The sequence below is a fragment of the Klebsiella michiganensis genome, from assembly GCF_015139575.1.
Lineage (GTDB): Bacteria > Pseudomonadota > Gammaproteobacteria > Enterobacterales > Enterobacteriaceae > Klebsiella > Klebsiella michiganensis.
In genome coordinates this window covers 1055327-1071553 of the sequence record NZ_AP022547.1, presented here as the reverse complement: position 1 = coordinate 1071553, position 16227 = coordinate 1055327, and the positions used below count along the sequence as shown (strand labels likewise).

General features: G+C 59.5%; 18 protein-coding genes and 1 riboswitch. Of the genes, 14 read left to right on the top strand and 4 right to left on the bottom strand.

Annotated features, from left to right (window positions below):
- Positions 1-3: 3 nt before the first annotated feature.
- The 4 genes from cbiB to pduF form a co-directional block, all read right to left on the bottom strand.
- Positions 4-963 carry an adenosylcobinamide-phosphate synthase CbiB gene (cbiB, locus tag JLG71_RS05155; protein ID WP_148849909.1) on the bottom strand — a complete coding sequence of 320 codons (960 nt, stop codon included), beginning with the start codon at positions 961-963 and terminating at the stop codon, positions 4-6.
- Positions 960-2339: a cobyrinate a,c-diamide synthase gene (locus JLG71_RS05150; RefSeq protein WP_064358537.1), complete on the bottom strand. Its 1380-nt coding sequence runs from the start codon at positions 2337-2339 to the stop codon at positions 960-962. The genes cbiB and JLG71_RS05150 overlap by 4 nt, the downstream gene beginning before the upstream one ends.
- Before the next feature lie 88 nt (positions 2340-2427).
- Positions 2428-2718, bottom strand: a riboswitch (cobalamin riboswitch).
- A gap of 300 nt (positions 2719-3018) precedes the next feature.
- On the bottom strand, positions 3019-3930 hold the full coding sequence (gene pocR / locus JLG71_RS05145) for a transcriptional regulator PocR (RefSeq protein WP_014226637.1): 912 nt from the start codon (positions 3928-3930) through the stop codon (positions 3019-3021).
- Positions 3931-4118: 188 nt separating this feature from the next.
- Positions 4119-4919 (bottom strand): propanediol diffusion facilitator PduF, encoded by an 801-nt coding sequence (pduF, locus tag JLG71_RS05140; protein WP_004105118.1) that lies wholly within the window; start codon positions 4917-4919, stop codon positions 4119-4121.
- Between the two features lie 523 nt (positions 4920-5442).
- Between pduF and pduA the strand changes: the two genes are divergently transcribed.
- From pduA to pduP, 14 genes are read left to right on the top strand one after another with little or no spacing between them, the layout of a single operon-like run.
- Positions 5443-5727, top strand: coding sequence for a propanediol utilization microcompartment protein PduA (gene pduA / locus JLG71_RS05135; protein WP_001183618.1), 285 nt, complete (start codon positions 5443-5445; stop codon positions 5725-5727).
- Entirely contained in the window at positions 5724-6536 is an 813-nt protein-coding gene (gene pduB, locus JLG71_RS05130; RefSeq protein WP_004205485.1) for a propanediol utilization microcompartment protein PduB, read from the top strand. The genes pduA and pduB overlap by 4 nt, the downstream gene beginning before the upstream one ends.
- Before the next feature lie 18 nt (positions 6537-6554).
- Entirely contained in the window at positions 6555-8219 is a 1665-nt protein-coding gene (gene pduC / locus JLG71_RS05125; protein ID WP_049103256.1) for a propanediol dehydratase large subunit PduC, read from the top strand.
- Positions 8220-8229: 10 nt separating this feature from the next.
- Positions 8230-8904, top strand: coding sequence for a propanediol dehydratase medium subunit PduD (pduD, locus tag JLG71_RS05120; RefSeq protein WP_004853784.1), 675 nt, complete (start codon positions 8230-8232; stop codon positions 8902-8904).
- A gap of 14 nt (positions 8905-8918) precedes the next feature.
- On the top strand, positions 8919-9440 hold the full coding sequence (pduE, locus tag JLG71_RS05115) for a propanediol dehydratase small subunit PduE (RefSeq protein WP_004133648.1): 522 nt from the start codon (positions 8919-8921) through the stop codon (positions 9438-9440).
- A gap of 15 nt (positions 9441-9455) precedes the next feature.
- The gene (pduG, locus tag JLG71_RS05110) at positions 9456-11288 is read left to right on the top strand and encodes a propanediol dehydratase reactivase alpha subunit PduG (protein WP_014226638.1); all 1833 of its coding nucleotides are present in this window, start codon (positions 9456-9458) and stop codon (positions 11286-11288) included.
- Positions 11278-11655 carry a propanediol dehydratase reactivase beta subunit PduH gene (pduH, locus tag JLG71_RS05105; RefSeq protein WP_200914003.1) on the top strand — a complete coding sequence of 126 codons (378 nt, stop codon included), beginning with the start codon at positions 11278-11280 and terminating at the stop codon, positions 11653-11655. Before pduG ends, pduH begins: the two co-directional genes overlap by 11 nt.
- The gene (pduJ, locus tag JLG71_RS05100) at positions 11648-11923 is read left to right on the top strand and encodes a propanediol utilization microcompartment protein PduJ (protein WP_004853788.1); all 276 of its coding nucleotides are present in this window, start codon (positions 11648-11650) and stop codon (positions 11921-11923) included. The genes pduH and pduJ overlap by 8 nt, the downstream gene beginning before the upstream one ends.
- 3 nt (positions 11924-11926) lie before the next feature.
- Positions 11927-12409, top strand: a complete 483-nt coding sequence (locus JLG71_RS05095; protein WP_086073861.1) for a BMC domain-containing protein — start codon at positions 11927-11929, stop codon at positions 12407-12409.
- Positions 12409-13041 (top strand): phosphate propanoyltransferase, encoded by a 633-nt coding sequence (locus JLG71_RS05090; protein ID WP_014226641.1) that lies wholly within the window; start codon positions 12409-12411, stop codon positions 13039-13041. The genes JLG71_RS05095 and JLG71_RS05090 overlap by 1 nt, the downstream gene beginning before the upstream one ends.
- Positions 13038-13529, top strand: a complete 492-nt coding sequence (pduM, locus tag JLG71_RS05085; protein ID WP_148851477.1) for a microcompartment protein PduM — start codon at positions 13038-13040, stop codon at positions 13527-13529. Before JLG71_RS05090 ends, pduM begins: the two co-directional genes overlap by 4 nt.
- Before the next feature lie 3 nt (positions 13530-13532).
- Positions 13533-13808, top strand: a complete 276-nt coding sequence (gene pduN / locus JLG71_RS05080) for a propanediol utilization microcompartment protein PduN (RefSeq protein WP_004133641.1) — start codon at positions 13533-13535, stop codon at positions 13806-13808.
- A 9-nt stretch (positions 13809-13817) separates the two neighbouring features.
- Positions 13818-14828: a two-domain cob(I)yrinic acid a,c-diamide adenosyltransferase PduO gene (gene pduO, locus JLG71_RS05075; protein ID WP_148851478.1), complete on the top strand. Its 1011-nt coding sequence runs from the start codon at positions 13818-13820 to the stop codon at positions 14826-14828.
- Positions 14825-16216: a CoA-acylating propionaldehyde dehydrogenase PduP gene (gene pduP / locus JLG71_RS05070; protein ID WP_046876754.1), complete on the top strand. Its 1392-nt coding sequence runs from the start codon at positions 14825-14827 to the stop codon at positions 16214-16216. Before pduO ends, pduP begins: the two co-directional genes overlap by 4 nt.
- Positions 16217-16227: the final 11 nt, after the last annotated feature.

The window sequence follows — 16227 nt, the reverse complement described above, 5'->3', positions numbered from 1 at the left end:
TCCTCAGGCAGCGCCGACCAGCCAGTACCGGACCGCCATAAACAGCGCCAGCGCCAGGGTCGAAGACACCCACATCAGTCGAATCGTTCGGGAAATATCGTCTACGGAAATATCGCGCGTCGCGTCGCCGATCCACGGTTTCTCCACGCGCTGTCCAAAGTAATCGTTAGGGCCGCCAAGCCGGATGCCGAGCGCCCCGGCGACCGCCGCTTCCGACCAGCCGCAGTTCGGGCTGCTGTGGTTGTAGCGGTCGCGCCAGCCGATGCGCAGCGCGCGGCCGCCCGCTTCACCGCAGAGGAGAGCGGCGAGGCTGATAAGCAGCCAGCTCAGGCGGGCGGGGATAAAGTTGGCGACATCATCAAGGCGGGCGCTGACCATGCCGATGGCCCGATATTTTTCGTGCTTATAGCCGACCATCGAATCCAGGGTGTTGACCGCTTTATAGGCCATCGCCAGCGGCGCGCCGCCCAGCAGCAGAAACAAGAGCGGCGCAATAATGCCGTCGACGGTGTTCTCCGCGACGGTTTCCACCACCGCGCGATTAATCTGCTGCGGCGCAAGCTGCGACGTGTCGCGCCCGACGATCCACGACAGCTTGATACGGCTCTCCGCCAGATCCCCCGCGCGCAGCGGGCGCTCGACGTCCCGCGCCGACTGCGCCAGGCAGCGTCCGGCCAGCACGGTGAAAATCATCCATACCTCAACCAGCCAGCCAAGCCACGGATGAACCGTCCGCGCCAGCGCCAGCACGCCCCAGCAGAGGCTCCACGTTAGCCCGACCACCACCAGCCACATCACGGCGCCGCCGACGCGCAGGGCGACATCGCTGCGGCAATAGCGGCGCACGCCGCGCTGAACGGCGGCGATCAGGTTGCCTATCCAGCGCACCGGATGCGGCCAGCTCTGCGGATCGCCGATGATAAAATCGAGGAGCCAGGCAACGCCCCATGCCAGCAGCGTCATAGCGCGCTCCTTGCCGCAGCCAGCCAGTGGTTAAGCATGATGGGACGCTGCGCAAAGTGCAGGTGCAGATAGCTGGCGAACGTGTTGCCCACCTGCCAGCCGCCCGACCACTGCTGAAGGGTCATACCGTCGCGGACTTTGCGGCAGGCCAGGACCGCCGGGATCTCCGGGGTAAAATCCGAGTAGTGAAACTCATGCCCGCGCAGGGTTTCGCCGGGCGCCGCCAGCAGCGTTTGCCGCATCGCCCGCGCCTCGCAGTAGCCAAAGCGGGTAAGCCGTTTGCCCATCTTGCTGTGGCCGGGAATCAGATTGGCCATCGGATAGATGTCACCGCTGGCGTCTTCAAGGGTGCTGCCGAGATACATCAAACCGCCGCACTCGGCATAAATCGCCACCCCGCGCCGGTGCGCCTCCCGCAGCTGCGCCAGCATCGACGTATTGGCCGCCAGCCCGGCGGCATGAATTTCCGGATAGCCGCCGCCGAGCCAAATCATCTGGCACGGCGGAAGCTCGCTATCGCGCAGCGGGCTGAAGCGCACGATATTCACCCCGCAGCGTTCAAGCAGCGTAAGGTTATCCGGGTAGTAAAAGTTGAAGGCTTCGTCGTCGGCCAGCGCCAGCGTCAGGCCCGTGCCGGCGTCGGGCGACGGCAGCGGGGGCCACTCCCCGGCGGGTAGGGCGGTGAGCTGGCTAAGAGCCAGGAGCCGTTCAATATCCAGCGTTTGCGCCAGCGTTTGGGCAAAATCGCGCCACGGCTGCTGATTGACCAGCGACTCGCGGGCGGTGACCAGCCCCAGATGGCGTTCAGGTAACGCCACCCCTTCCACTCGCGGTACGTAGCCGAGCACCGGCAGCCCGCAATAGCGTTCAATGGCGCCTTTGAGAAGCTGATAATGGGATTCGCTGTTGACGCGATTGACGATAACGCCGGCGATATTCAGGCTGGGGTCGAAATGTTGAAATCCCATCACCGTGGCGGCGATAGAGGTGGAAACCGCTTTGCCATCTACCAGCAAAATGACCGGACAGCCGAGCTGTTTAGCCATCGCGGCGGTGCTGCAGTAGCCAGGGTCGGTACCGAAGCCGTCATACAGTCCCATCACGCCCTCAATGACCGCGATATCCGCCCGCTGCATCCGTTCGCAAAACAGCGCATTGAGCACCGGTTCCGGGAGCATAAAGCTGTCGAGGTTGCGGGAAGCGACGCCGCTGACGGCGGTGTGCCAGCCGGTATCGAGGTAGTCCGGGCCGACTTTGCAGGGCTGAACCCGCATACCGCGCTGCTTCAACAGGCTGAGCAGACCAAGCGTAACGGTGGTTTTACCACAACCGCTGCCGGTACCTGCGAGAATAAATGCGTGCTGCCTGGCTGCCATACCCCGATCCTGTGCCGGGTGGTAGGGCTGCGTGCATTCCCAGTCTTTCGACTGTACGCATCTGAGCAACCCACTTCCCACCGAAGTTGTTGATTGTTACCGACAGGCAGGTCTTCTGGCTTAGCGTCGTCCTCTCCCATCCTTCCCAATCCGGTAAGCAGATCAGTGGTCATACCCGTCATACTTCACGTTGTATGTGCGTTGGCTTTACTTGTTCACCCCAGTCACTTACCTGTGTAAGCTCCTGGGGATTCACTCGCTTGCCGCCTTCCTACAACGCGAATTATTTAGCGTATATATGGGTTCGTCAGCATCACAGCAGCGGGGGCTGCGGGGGATTCACACCCCCTTCCCTGGCGCCTGTCGGTTTAGTCCGTCATGATTCGAGCGGGACTGCCCGGCTCGCATGATTTCCGGAATATCTTACGGAAGCTGGATGGCTCCCGTCGTGTTTAATTTTTAATTACCAAGGCCGTTTCATTACGCCGATGGCGCGCTGAAAGCCATTTCAGATATCACTCTATCCCATCAAATAAATAAAAACTGGTGCAGCTTATCGTTCTCTCATTATTATTTTGTTGCGCTATGACAATTTATTGCTCTGAATGAGATATTTTCATTTTAGAATGAGCCAGATACAAGGGCATATCAAAAATCGGCAATAACAAAATATTGTCATTTAAAATGACTCAGTTTGTGATCTGGCGTTAATTTGCTGGCGATAGGCCTGCGGAGTGACCTGATAAGCCTGGCGAAAAACTTTGCAAAAATAGCTGGTTTGCGAAAATCCTAAATTCCGCGCAATGCTGGCGATGCTCCAGTCGCTGTGGCAAAGCAGCTCTTTGGCGCTCACCATCCGCTGATGGTTCACCCACGCGTTAAAACCGATACCCTGATATTTTTTAAATAGCTTACTGAAGTAATAGGGGCTGAGATAAACGTGGGCGGCGACGTCTTCCAGGCGAAGCTCATCGGATAAATGGGCGTCAATGTAGCGCAGCGCTTTCTTCATTTTGCTGTCGTGAGGGCTGGCGACCCGGCTGGCGCGCGCGGGTTCCGGCTGCTGGGGATTATCTTTAATCACCACAAAGTTGAGCTGCTTTTTCAGGCAGTTCTCGACGATCAGCTTCAGTAAATCCGCGGAGGCAATCACTCTGGAGTAGTCCATCTCCGGCACGTCGCGGAACGCGTTGAGCAGCTCGGGGTCCGCCTGCCAGCCGTCGTCCACGTTGAGGATATCCACCAGTTCTACATCGTTGCTTAAGCGCACCTGCCCGCATAGCACGAAGCCCACAAGGTGCCCGGCGATAACCAGAGGAATGGAAAAATCGGTTAACCCGGCGTGGCAGCGGTAGATACAGAGCTGATCGGTTTTTGACGCCTCGAGGCCGCCGCAGCGGTCGCTCATCCGGCAGCGGGTGCTGTGCTGAGGGTGCTGGCGCATCAGCTGGCAGAAAGGGGTGAAGTTAAACAGTTCAGATATTTCATCACCGTGAATATTGACAACCACAACCGCCAGACTGGTGGCCTGCGCAAAATCCTGTGCGATTTTATTAATGAGTTCTGAGTTCAGTGTGCTCGCAGAAATCATGATAAAACCTCTCAGTTAATTTTTTGTTATAAATAAAACATTTCTTTAATATTCACTTCCTTTCATCATCATTTACCGCCAACGATAAAAGAATATTACGATAGCAAAAGTCTCCCATCCGTGGGAGACGTTTTTGGCCAGTTCGTGATACCGGTTCATGAAAATTTTTCGCTATTTCAGCGGATGCATTAATCCTCTAATTTACAGGTATTACACGGTAAGTTATTTCCTATCAGATAACGATAGATGGCCGCGCCGAGGCAGGCGCCGATCAGCGGCGCAATAATCGGCACAATAAAGTACGGAATATCCCTTCCGCCGGTCATCGCGATATCGCCCCAGCCCGCCATCCACGTAAACAGCTTCGGCCCAAAATCACGCGCCGGATTCATCGCAAAGCCGGTCAGCGGCCCGGTTGACGCGCCAATCACCGCCACCAGCAGGCCAATCAGCAGCGGGGCCAGCGGCCCTTTCGGCACGCCGTTGCCGTCGTCGGTCAGCGCCATAATCATCCCCATCAGCATGGAGGTGATCACCACTTCGACCAGCGCCGCGTGCCAGATGCTCAGCGAGGCCGCCGGGTAGGTGCTGAAAATACTCGCCAGCTGCAGGCTCTCAACGCTGCCGCGAGCGATATGGTGGGCGGATTCAAACTCGGTAAACATAGTGCTGTACAGCACATAGGCCAGCACCGCGCCGCCGAAGGCGCCCGCGACCTGGGAGACAATATAGGGGAAGACTTTGCGCCCAGGAAAACAGGCAAATAGCCATAACGCAACGGTCACCGCCGGGTTGAGATGGCCGCCGGATATTCCCGACGTCAGATAGACGGCAAGCGAGATCCCCAGACCCCAGATAATGCATATCTCCCACAGTCCGAGGCTGGCGCCCGCTACCTTTAACGCGCTCAGGCAGCCGATGCCGAAAAACAAAAACAGCCCGGTGCCCAGAAACTCGGCGGTACATTGCGCTTTTAACGAATCATTCATGGTGACACCTTCTTAGCAGAGTTCGTGTCCTGACCAGCCAACCTCCTGCTGGCAGTAGAGTACAACGGGCCCACTATATGAACTCCGCTCCGCAAATTGTTGGCAACCTGCTGACGGCGGCCCCGGAAAATTCGGGCATCAATAACAAATTATTGTCATTGAATAACTCAGAATAGCATTGCTCACGCGCGGATTTCGCAATTACGCCATCGCCATGACATGCAAAAATATTGCTAAAACCAACTCATCGTTTTCCAACAAACATCACAAATCAGTTTTTCTCGCATAGCAGATAAAATTAAATTCGTCATGAACAAATTTGTAAATATGGAATATACAAAACAAGATAATCACATAACAATAAATAAAAATAACAATTAAAATCAATAGATTAAATTTACATGTAGCAATTTTATATTATTCAATACCCACTATTTTTTCACCATCAAATTCAAGTCAGCCATTCTTTTTCCTCGCATCTTCTTATAGTCCCAACTATCGGAACACTCCATGCGAGGTCTTTATGCAACAAGAAGCACTAGGAATGGTAGAAACCAAAGGCTTAACCGCAGCCATAGAGGCCGCTGATGCAATGGTTAAGTCAGCCAATGTGATGTTAGTGGGCTATGAAAAGATTGGCTCCGGACTGGTGACCGTCATCGTACGCGGCGACGTTGGCGCGGTAAAAGCGGCCACCGATGCGGGGGCCGCCGCCGCACGTAATGTGGGTGAAGTGAAAGCCGTACACGTCATCCCACGCCCCCACACCGATGTAGAAAAAATCTTACCGAAGGGAATTAGCCAATGAGCAGCAATGAGCTGGTGGAACAGATCATGGCTCAGGTGATTGCCCGCGTGGCAACGCCGGAACAGCAGGCCATCCCTACTGAAAACCATCCAATACGAGAGACGGCTATGGCAGAAAAAAGCTGCAGTTTAACGGAATTTGTCGGGACCGCCATTGGCGACACCCTGGGTCTGGTTATCGCCAACGTCGATACCGCCCTGCTGGATGCGATGAAGCTTGAAAAGCGCTATCGCTCCATCGGCATTCTCGGCGCCCGCACCGGCGCTGGCCCGCACATTATGGCGGCGGACGAAGCGGTGAAAGCCACCAATACCGAAGTGGTCAGCATTGAGCTGCCGCGCGATACCAAAGGCGGAGCGGGCCACGGTTCGCTGATTATTTTGGGCGGTAACGACGTTTCCGACGTTAAGCGCGGTATCGAAGTCGCGCTGAAAGAGCTCGACCGCACCTTTGGCGATGTTTACGGCAACGAAGCCGGGCATATCGAGCTGCAGTACACCGCTCGCGCCAGCTACGCGCTGGAAAAAGCCTTCGGCGCGCCGATTGGCCGGGCCTGCGGCATCATCGTCGGCGCACCGGCCTCCGTAGGCGTACTGATGGCCGATACCGCCCTGAAGTCAGCCAACGTGGAAGTCGTGGCCTATAGCTCTCCGGCGCACGGCACCAGCTTCAGTAACGAAGCCATTCTGGTGATTTCCGGCGACTCCGGCGCGGTCCGCCAGGCGGTCACCTCCGCGCGCGAAATCGGCAAAACCGTCCTTGCGACCCTCGGTGCTGAACCGAAAAACGATCGCCCGTCCTACATCTGATACCCACGAGGCTGATTCATGAGATCGAAAAGATTTGAAGCACTGGCGAAACGCCCTGTGAATCAGGACGGCTTCGTTAAGGAGTGGATCGAAGAAGGCTTTATCGCGATGGAAAGCCCGAACGACCCAAAACCGTCGATTAAAATCGTTAACGGCGCGGTGACCGAGTTGGACGGGAAACCGGTAAACGATTTTGACCTGATCGACCACTTTATCGCCCGCTACGGTATCAACCTGAACCGCGCCGAAGAAGTGATGGCGATGGATTCGGTCAAGCTGGCCAACATGCTGTGCGATCCGAACGTTAAACGCAGCGAAATCGTCCCGCTGACCACCGCGATGACGCCGGCGAAAATTGTCGAAGTAGTTTCGCATATGAACGTCGTCGAGATGATGATGGCGATGCAGAAAATGCGCGCCCGCCGCACCCCGTCCCAGCAGGCGCACGTCACCAACGTCAAAGATAACCCGGTACAGATTGCCGCCGATGCCGCCGAAGGGGCATGGCGCGGGTTTGACGAACAGGAAACCACCGTTGCGGTAGCGCGCTATGCGCCGTTCAACGCCATCGCGCTGCTGGTAGGCTCGCAGGTAGGCCGTCCGGGCGTGCTGACGCAGTGCTCGCTGGAAGAAGCCACCGAGCTGAAGCTCGGCATGCTGGGCCACACCTGCTACGCCGAAACCATCTCCGTCTACGGCACCGAGCCGGTCTTTACCGACGGCGACGACACGCCGTGGTCGAAGGGCTTCCTCGCCTCGTCCTACGCCTCTCGCGGGCTGAAAATGCGCTTTACCTCCGGCTCCGGCTCGGAAGTGCAGATGGGCTACGCCGAAGGCAAATCCATGCTTTATCTGGAAGCGCGCTGCATCTACATCACCAAAGCCGCGGGCGTACAGGGTCTGCAAAACGGTTCCGTCAGCTGCATCGGCGTGCCGTCTGCGGTGCCTTCCGGCATTCGCGCGGTGCTGGCGGAAAACCTGATCTGTTCGTCGCTGGATCTGGAGTGCGCCTCCAGTAACGACCAGACCTTCACCCACTCCGATATGCGTCGTACCGCGCGCCTGCTGATGCAGTTCCTGCCGGGCACCGACTTTATCTCCTCCGGTTATTCCGCGGTGCCGAACTACGACAACATGTTCGCCGGCTCCAACGAAGATGCCGAAGACTTTGACGACTACAACGTCATCCAGCGCGACCTGAAGGTGGACGGCGGTTTGCGTCCGGTTCGCGAAGAGGACGTCATCGCCATCCGTAACAAAGCCGCCCGCGCACTGCAGGCCGTGTTTGCCGGAATGGGGCTGCCGCCGATTACCGATGAAGAAGTTGAAGCCGCGACCTACGCCCACGGTTCGAAAGATATGCCGGAGCGCAACATCGTCGAAGACATCAAGTTCGCCCAGGAAATCATCAATAAAAACCGCAACGGTCTGGAAGTGGTGAAAGCGCTGGCGCAGGGCGGATTCACCGACGTGGCCCAGGACATGCTCAACATCCAGAAAGCCAAGCTGACCGGGGACTACCTGCATACCTCCGCGATTATCGTCGGCGACGGGCAGGTACTGTCAGCCGTCAACGACGTCAACGACTATGCCGGTCCGGCAACGGGCTATCGCCTGCAGGGCGAACGCTGGGAAGAGATTAAAAACATCCCTGGCGCTCTTGATCCCAACGAGATTGATTAAGGGGTGAGAAATGGAAATTAATGAAAAATTGCTGCGCCAGATAATAGAAGACGTGCTCAGCGAGATGAAGGGCAGCGATAAACCGGTCTCGTTTAATGCGCCGGCGGCCTCCGCGGCGCCCCAGGCCACGCCGCCCGCCGGCGACGGCTTCCTGACGGAAGTGGGCGAAGCGCGTCAGGGCACCCAGCAGGACGAAGTGATTATCGCCGTCGGCCCGGCTTTCGGCCTGGCGCAGACCGTCAATATCGTCGGCATCCCGCATAAGAGCATTTTGCGCGAAGTCATTGCCGGTATTGAAGAAGAAGGCATTAAGGCGCGCGTGATTCGCTGCTTTAAATCCTCCGACGTGGCCTTCGTCGCCGTTGAAGGCAATCGCCTGAGCGGCTCCGGCATCTCTATCGGCATCCAGTCGAAAGGCACTACGGTGATCCACCAGCAGGGGCTGCCGCCGCTCTCTAACCTGGAGCTGTTCCCGCAGGCGCCGCTGCTGACCCTGGAAACCTATCGCCAGATCGGCAAAAACGCCGCCCGCTATGCGAAACGCGAATCGCCGCAGCCGGTCCCGACGCTGAATGACCAGATGGCGCGGCCGAAGTACCAGGCGAAATCGGCCATTTTGCACATTAAAGAGACCAAGTACGTGGTGACGGGCAAAAACCCGCAGGAACTGCGCGTGGCGCTTTGATAAAGGATAACTCCATGAATACCGACGCAATTGAATCGATGGTACGCGACGTATTGAGCCGCATGAACAGCCTGCAGGGCGAGGCGCCTGCGGCGGCTCCCGCGGCTGGCGGCGCGTCCCGTAGCGCCAGGGTCAGCGACTACCCGCTGGCGAACAAGCACCCGGAATGGGTGAAAACCGCCACCAATAAAACGCTGGACGACTTTACGCTGGAAAACGTGCTGAGCAATAAAGTCACCGCCCAGGATATGCGTATTACCCCGGAAACCCTGCGCTTACAGGCCTCTATTGCCAAAGACGCGGGCCGCGACCGGCTGGCGATGAACTTCGAGCGCGCCGCCGAGCTGACCGCGGTACCGGACGATCGCATTCTTGAAATCTACAACGCCCTCCGCCCCTATCGCTCGACGAAAGAGGAGCTGCTGGCGATCGCCGACGATCTCGAAAGCCGCTATCAGGCGAAGATTTGCGCCGCTTTCGTTCGCGAAGCGGCCACGCTGTACGTCGAGCGTAAGAAACTTAAAGGCGACGATTAACTTTAGGGGTAAACAATGCGATATATAGCTGGCATTGATATCGGCAACTCATCAACGGAAGTCGCCCTGGCGACCCTGGATGAGGCTGGCGCGCTGACGATAACCCACAGCGCGCTGGCGGAAACCACCGGAATCAAAGGCACGTTGCGTAACGTGTTCGGGATTCAGGAGGCGCTCGCCCTCGTCGCCAGAGGCGCCGGGATCGCCGTCAGCGATATTTCGCTCATCCGCATCAACGAAGCGACGCCGGTGATTGGCGATGTGGCGATGGAAACCATTACCGAAACCATCATCACCGAATCGACCATGATCGGCCATAACCCAAAAACGCCCGGCGGCGCGGGGCTTGGCACAGGCATCACCATTACGCCGCAGGAGCTGCTAACCCGCCCGGCGGACGCGCCCTATATCCTGGTGGTGTCGTCGGCGTTCGATTTTGCCGATATCGCCAGCGTGATTAACGCTTCCCTGCGCGCCGGGTATCAGATTACCGGCGTCATTTTGCAGCGCGACGATGGCGTACTGGTCAGCAACCGGCTGGAAAAACCGCTGCCGATCGTTGACGAAGTGCTGTACATCGACCGCATTCCGCTGGGGATGCTGGCGGCGATTGAGGTCGCCGTACCGGGGAAGGTCATCGAAACCCTCTCTAACCCTTACGGCATCGCCACCGTCTTTAACCTCAGCCCCGAGGAGACGAAAAACATCGTCCCGATGGCCCGGGCGCTGATTGGCAACCGTTCCGCCGTGGTGGTCAAAACGCCATCCGGCGACGTCAAAGCGCGCGCGATACCCGCCGGTAATCTTGAGCTGCTGGCTCAGGGACGTAGCGTGCGCGTAGATGTTGCCGCCGGCGCCGAGGCCATCATGAAAGCGGTCGACGGCTGCGGCAGGCTCGATAACGTCACCGGCGAATCCGGCACCAATATCGGTGGCATGCTGGAACACGTGCGCCAGACCATGGCCGAGCTGACCAACAAGCCGAGCAGCGAAATATTTATTCAGGACCTGCTGGCCGTTGATACCTCGGTACCGGTGAGCGTCACCGGCGGTCTGGCCGGGGAGTTCTCGCTGGAGCAGGCCGTCGGCATCGCCTCGATGGTGAAATCGGATCGTCTGCAGATGGCAATGATCGCCCGCGAAATCGAGCAGAAGCTCAATATCGACGTGCAGATCGGCGGCGCCGAGGCCGAAGCCGCCATCCTGGGGGCGCTGACCACGCCGGGCACCACCCGACCGCTGGCGATCCTCGACCTCGGCGCGGGCTCCACCGATGCCTCCATCATCAACCCCAAAGGCGACATCATCGCCACCCACCTCGCCGGCGCAGGCGACATGGTGACGATGATTATTGCCCGCGAGCTGGGGCTGGAAGACCGCTATCTGGCGGAAGAGATCAAGAAGTACCCGCTGGCCAAGGTGGAAAGCCTGTTCCATTTACGCCACGAGGACGGCAGCGTGCAGTTCTTCTCCACGCCGCTGCCGCCCGCCGTGTTCGCCCGCGTCTGCGTGGTGAAAGCGGACGAACTGGTGCCGCTGCCCGGCGATTTAGCGCTGGAAAAAGTGCGCGCCATTCGCCGCAGCGCCAAAGAGCGGGTCTTTGTCACCAACGCCCTGCGCGCGCTGCGTCAGGTCAGCCCCACCGGCAACATTCGCGATATTCCGTTCGTGGTGCTGGTCGGCGGTTCGTCGCTGGATTTCGAAGTCCCGCAGCTGGTCACCGATGCGCTGGCGCACTACCGCCTGGTTGCCGGACGGGGAAATATTCGCGGCAGCGAGGGCCCCCGAAACGCGGTGGCCACCGGCCTGATTCTCTCCTGGCATAAGGAGTTTGCGCATGAACGGTAATCACAGCGCCCCGGCCATCGCGATCGCCGTCATCGACGACTGCGACGGCATGTGGCGCGAAGTGCTGCTGGGTATCGAAGAGGAAGGTATCCCTTTCCGGCTCCAGCATCACCCGGCCGGAGAGGTCGTGGACAGCGCCTGGCAGGCGGCGCGCAGCTCGCCGCTGCTGGTGGGCATCGCCTGCGACCGCCATACGCTGGTCGTGCACTACAAGAATTTACCCGCATCGGCGCCGCTTTTTACGCTGATGCATCATCAGGACAGTCAGGCCCATCGCAACACCGGTAATAACGCGGCACGGCTGGTCAAAGGGATCCCTTTCCGGGATCTGAATAGCGAAGCAACAGGAGAACAGCAGGATGAATAACGCACTGGGACTGGTTGAAACAAAAGGGTTAGTGGGCGCCATTGAGGCCGCCGATGCGATGGTGAAATCCGCCAACGTGCAGCTGGTCGGCTACGAAAAAATTGGCTCGGGCCTCGTCACCGTAATGGTGCGCGGCGACGTCGGCGCGGTCAAAGCGGCGGTAGACGCGGGCAGCGCGGCGGCGAGCGCGGTGGGCGAGGTGAAATCCTGCCACGTGATCCCGCGTCCGCACAGCGACGTTGAGGCCATTTTACCGAAATCAGCCTGATTGATGGCGAATAAGGAGCACCGCGTGAAGCAATCACTGGGATTACTTGAAGTTTGTGGTCTGGCACTGGCTATCAGCTGCGCCGATATCATGGCGAAATCCGCTTCTATCACGCTGGTCGCCCTCGAAAAGACCAATGGTTCAGGCTGGACGGTGATTAAAATTACCGGTGATGTGGCCTCCGTGCAGGCGGCCATCACCACCGGCGCACAGTTTGCCGAGCAGCGAAACGGCCTGGTGGCCCACAAAGTCATCGCCAGGCCCGGAGAAGGGATCCTGCGCGCGGAGGCGCCCCCGCCCTCCGTCATGCAACCTGAACCTGAAGCGTCAGGGACGGCTGATGTCGTTTCGCCAGCGCCAGCAGAAGAGCTTCCCCAGCAACACGGCGTGGTCAGCTGCAACCTGTGCCTCGATCCAAAATGTCCACGCCAGAAGGGTGAGCCGCGCTCGCTTTGCATTCATCCCGGCAAGCGAGGTGAAGCGTAATGGATAAACAGCTTCTGGAATCAACGGTCAGCAAAGTTCTCGACGAGATGCGGCTACGCCCCATCCCGCTGGGGGTTTCAAATCGTCATATTCACCTGTCGGCGGCGGATTACGAACGCCTGTTCCCCGGCCATCCCATCAGCGAGAAAAAGGCGCTGCTGCAGCCGGGACAGTACGCCGCGGAGCAAACCGTCACCCTGGTGGGGCCGAAGGGGCAGCTTAAAAATGTGCGCCTGCTCGGTCCGCTGCGCTCGGTAAGCCAGGTGGAAATCTCGCGTACCGATGCCCGAACCCTGGGGGTTGCGGCGCCGCTGAGGATGTCCGGCGATCTGAAAGGGACACCGGGCATCCGCCTGGTCAGCCCTTTTGGCGAGCTGGAGCTGGCGTCAGGGGTTATCGTAGCGCAGCGGCATATTCATATGTCGCCGCTCGATGCGCTGATCCTGCGGGTCGCCCACGGCGACAGAGTTTCGGTGGCCATTGAAGGCGACGCGCGCGGGCTGATCTTCAACAACGTGGCGGTTCGCGTTTCGCCGGATATGCGCCTCGAAATGCACATCGATACCGATGAAGCCAACGCCGCCGGCGCCGATAACCCGCAGGTCTTTGCCCGGCTGGTAGGCCCGCGATGAACGGCGAAGTTCTGCAGCGCATCGTGGAGGAGATTGTCTCCCGGCTGCAGCGTCGCGCCCATAGCACGGCGACGCTGAGCGTGGCGCAATTGCGCGATGCCGACTGCCGGAGCCTGTTCTGCCAGCACGCGTCGCTGCGCATTCTGCTCGTCGACCTGCCCCTGCTGGGCCAGCTGACGGAGGCGGAAACCGACGATCCCGCGGCCCGCAACATTCACGACGCGCTGGCTTTTGGCCTCCGCGTACAGCTCACCCTGCACCGCCAGCTGCTGCCGGTTATCCCGGTTAAAAAACTGGCCCGCCTGCCGGTGAACTTCACCGACGAGCGCGGAGTGCCGCTGATCCTGCACGCGGGTTCGGTGCTGAGCTATCGCGACGTCGCGCCGCTGGGCCAGGGGCGCCTGGTTTTCCACCGCAAATGCCTCGTGACCGCGCTGGCGCGCGACGCGGCGCAGGCGCGGAATATTGAACTCATTAAGCAGGAGTAAATCATGCATCTGGCACGAGTCACGGGCGCGGTTGTCTCCACGCAAAAATCGCCTTCCCTGGTCGGCAAAAAGCTGCTGCTGGTGCGGCGGGTCAGCGCCGATGGTGAGCTCCCCGCCTCGCCGACCTCCGGCGATGAAGTCGCCGTGGATTCCGTCGGCGCGGGGGTTGGCGAGCTGGTGCTGCTCAGCGGCGGTTCCAGCGCCAGGCACGTTTTTTCCGGGCCAAACGAGGCCATCGACCTCGCCGTTGTCGGCATTGTCGATACGCTTTCACGTTAAGGAGCGACTATGGCGATTTATACCCGAACGGGCGACGCTGGCACCACCTCACTCTTTACCGGCCAGCGGGTGAGCAAAACCCACCCGCGGGTTGAAGCCTACGGCACGCTGGATGAGCTCAACGCCGCGCTGAGCCTGTGCGCCTGCGCCGCCGCGGATAAACACCACCGCGCCCTGCTCGAAGCTATCCAGCAGCAAATTTTCTGGTTTAGCGCAGAACTGGCCAGCGACAGCGAACGGCCGTCGCCGAAACAGCGCTACATCAGCAGCGAAGAGATTTCCGCTCTGGAAGCCGCTATCGATCGGGCCATGGCCCGCGTCGAACCGCTGCACAGCTTTATTTTACCCGGCCGCTGCGAAGCCGCGAGCCGTCTGCATTTTGCCCGCACGCTGGCCCGCCGGGCCGAACGCCGGCTGGTTGAGCTGGCGGCGGAAGTCACCGTGCGCCAGGTGCTGATGCGCTACATCAATCGCTTATCAGACTGCTTGTACGCCCTGGCGCGCGCGGAAGATAGCGATGCTCACCAGAACAACATCATCCGCGAAGTGAGCCGGCGCTATCTGGCCGCCAGCCAGCCGAGCCGCAGCAAGGAGACGACGCCCGTGGCCCTCTCATTCCACGATCTGCACCAGCTTACCCGCGCCGCCGTTGAGCGCGCGCAGCAGCTACAGGTGCCGGTGGTGATCAGCATCGTTGACGCGCACGGCACCGAAACCGTGACCTGGCGGATGCCGGACGCTCTGCTGGTCAGCAGCGAGCTGGCGCCGAAAAAGGCCTGGACCGCGGTGGCGATGAAAACGGCGACCCATGAGCTGAGCGACGCCGTTCAGCCGGGCGCCGCGCTTTATGGCCTCGAAACGCATTTACAGGGAAAAGTGGTCACCTTTGGCGGCGGTTACGCCCTGTGGCGCGACGGCTTATTAATCGGGGGTCTTGGCATCAGCGGCGGCAGCGTTGAGCAGGACATGGACATAGCACTGGCCGCCATCGCGGCCATTAACGTGGGAACTCATCAATGAATACTTCCGAACTCGAAACCCTTATTCGCACCATTCTTAGCGAACAGTTAACCCCGGGGCAAACGCCGGAGCAGCCGCAGGGCAAAGGGATTTTTCAGTCCGTCAGCGAGGCTATCGACGCCGCGCACCAGGCGTTCTTACGTTATCAGCAGTGCCCGCTGAAAACCCGCAGCGCCATCATCAGCGCAATCCGTCAGGAGCTGACGCCGCAGCTGGCCGCGCTGGCGGAAGAGAGCGCCAATGAAACGGGGATGGGCAACAAAGAAGATAAGCTCCTGAAAAACAAGGCTGCGCTGGACAACACGCCGGGCGTGGAAGATCTCACCACCACCGCGCTGACCGGCGACGGCGGCATGGTGCTGTTTGAGTATTCGCCGTTTGGCGTTATCGGGTCGGTCGCACCGAGCACCAACCCGACGGAGACCATCATCAACAACAGCATCAGCATGCTGGCGGCGGGCAACAGCGTCTATTTCAGCCCGCATCCGGGAGCAAAAAAGGTCTCTCTGAAGCTGATTAGCATGATTGAAGAGATTGCCTTCCGCTGCTGCGGCATCCGCAATCTGGTGGTCACCGTGGCGGAACCGACGTTTGAAGCCACCCAGCAGATGATGGCCCATCCGCGCATTGCGGTCCTCGCTATTACCGGCGGCCCCGGCATTGTGGCGATGGGCATGAAGAGTGGTAAGAAAGTGATCGGCGCCGGCGCGGGCAACCCGCCCTGCATCGTCGATGAAACGGCGGATCTGGTCAAAGCGGCGGAAGATATCATCAACGGCGCCTCGTTCGATTACAACCTGCCCTGCATTGCCGAGAAGAGCCTGATTGTGGTGGAGAGCGTCGCCGAACGTCTGGTGCAGCAAATGCAAACCTTCGGCGCGCTGCTGCTGAGCCCTGCCGATACCGACAAACTCCGCGCCGCCTGCCTGCCTGAAGGCCAGGCGAATAAAAAACTGGTCGGCAAAAGCCCATCGGCCATGCTGGAAGCGGCCGGCATCGCCGTTCCGGCGAAAGCGCCGCGTCTGCTGATAGCGCTGGTTAACGCCGACGATCCGTGGGTCACCAGCGAGCAGCTGATGCCGATGCTGCCGGTGGTAAAAGTCAGCGATTTCGATAGCGCGCTGGCGCTGGCGCTGAAGGTTGAAGAGGGGCTGCATCATACCGCCATTATGCACTCGCAAAATGTCTCGCGCCTGAACCTCGCGGCCCGCACTCTGCAAACCTCGATATTCGTTAAGAACGGCCCCTCTTATGCCGGGATTGGCGTCGGCGGCGAAGGCTTTACCACCTTTACTATCGCCACGCCGACCGGTGAAGGGACAACCTCGGCGCGCACGTTTGCCCGCTCCCGTCGCTGCGTGCTGACCAACGGCTTTTCCATTCGCTAACCGAGGTCGCG

Excerpts from the sequence above, each read along its gene's own strand:
- cbiB (WP_148849909.1), bottom strand. The coding sequence starts at position 963 with ATGACGCTGCTGGCATGGGGCGTTGCCTGGCTCCTCGATTTTATCATC.
- JLG71_RS05150 (WP_064358537.1), bottom strand. The coding sequence starts at position 2,339 with ATGGCAGCCAGGCAGCACGCATTTATTCTCGCAGGTACCGGCAGCGGT.
- pocR (WP_014226637.1), bottom strand. The coding sequence starts at position 3,930 with ATGATTTCTGCGAGCACACTGAACTCAGAACTCATTAATAAAATCGCA.
- pduF (WP_004105118.1), bottom strand. The coding sequence starts at position 4,919 with ATGAATGATTCGTTAAAAGCGCAATGTACCGCCGAGTTTCTGGGCACC.
- pduA (WP_001183618.1), top strand. The coding sequence starts at position 5,443 with ATGCAACAAGAAGCACTAGGAATGGTAGAAACCAAAGGCTTAACCGCA.
- pduB (WP_004205485.1), top strand. The coding sequence starts at position 5,724 with ATGAGCAGCAATGAGCTGGTGGAACAGATCATGGCTCAGGTGATTGCC.
- pduC (WP_049103256.1), top strand. The coding sequence starts at position 6,555 with ATGAGATCGAAAAGATTTGAAGCACTGGCGAAACGCCCTGTGAATCAG.
- pduD (WP_004853784.1), top strand. The coding sequence starts at position 8,230 with ATGGAAATTAATGAAAAATTGCTGCGCCAGATAATAGAAGACGTGCTC.
- pduE (WP_004133648.1), top strand. The coding sequence starts at position 8,919 with ATGAATACCGACGCAATTGAATCGATGGTACGCGACGTATTGAGCCGC.
- pduG (WP_014226638.1), top strand. The coding sequence starts at position 9,456 with ATGCGATATATAGCTGGCATTGATATCGGCAACTCATCAACGGAAGTC.
- pduH (WP_200914003.1), top strand. The coding sequence starts at position 11,278 with ATGAACGGTAATCACAGCGCCCCGGCCATCGCGATCGCCGTCATCGAC.
- pduJ (WP_004853788.1), top strand. The coding sequence starts at position 11,648 with ATGAATAACGCACTGGGACTGGTTGAAACAAAAGGGTTAGTGGGCGCC.
- JLG71_RS05095 (WP_086073861.1), top strand. The coding sequence starts at position 11,927 with ATGGCGAATAAGGAGCACCGCGTGAAGCAATCACTGGGATTACTTGAA.
- JLG71_RS05090 (WP_014226641.1), top strand. The coding sequence starts at position 12,409 with ATGGATAAACAGCTTCTGGAATCAACGGTCAGCAAAGTTCTCGACGAG.
- pduM (WP_148851477.1), top strand. The coding sequence starts at position 13,038 with ATGAACGGCGAAGTTCTGCAGCGCATCGTGGAGGAGATTGTCTCCCGG.
- pduN (WP_004133641.1), top strand. The coding sequence starts at position 13,533 with ATGCATCTGGCACGAGTCACGGGCGCGGTTGTCTCCACGCAAAAATCG.
- pduO (WP_148851478.1), top strand. The coding sequence starts at position 13,818 with ATGGCGATTTATACCCGAACGGGCGACGCTGGCACCACCTCACTCTTT.
- pduP (WP_046876754.1), top strand. The coding sequence starts at position 14,825 with ATGAATACTTCCGAACTCGAAACCCTTATTCGCACCATTCTTAGCGAA.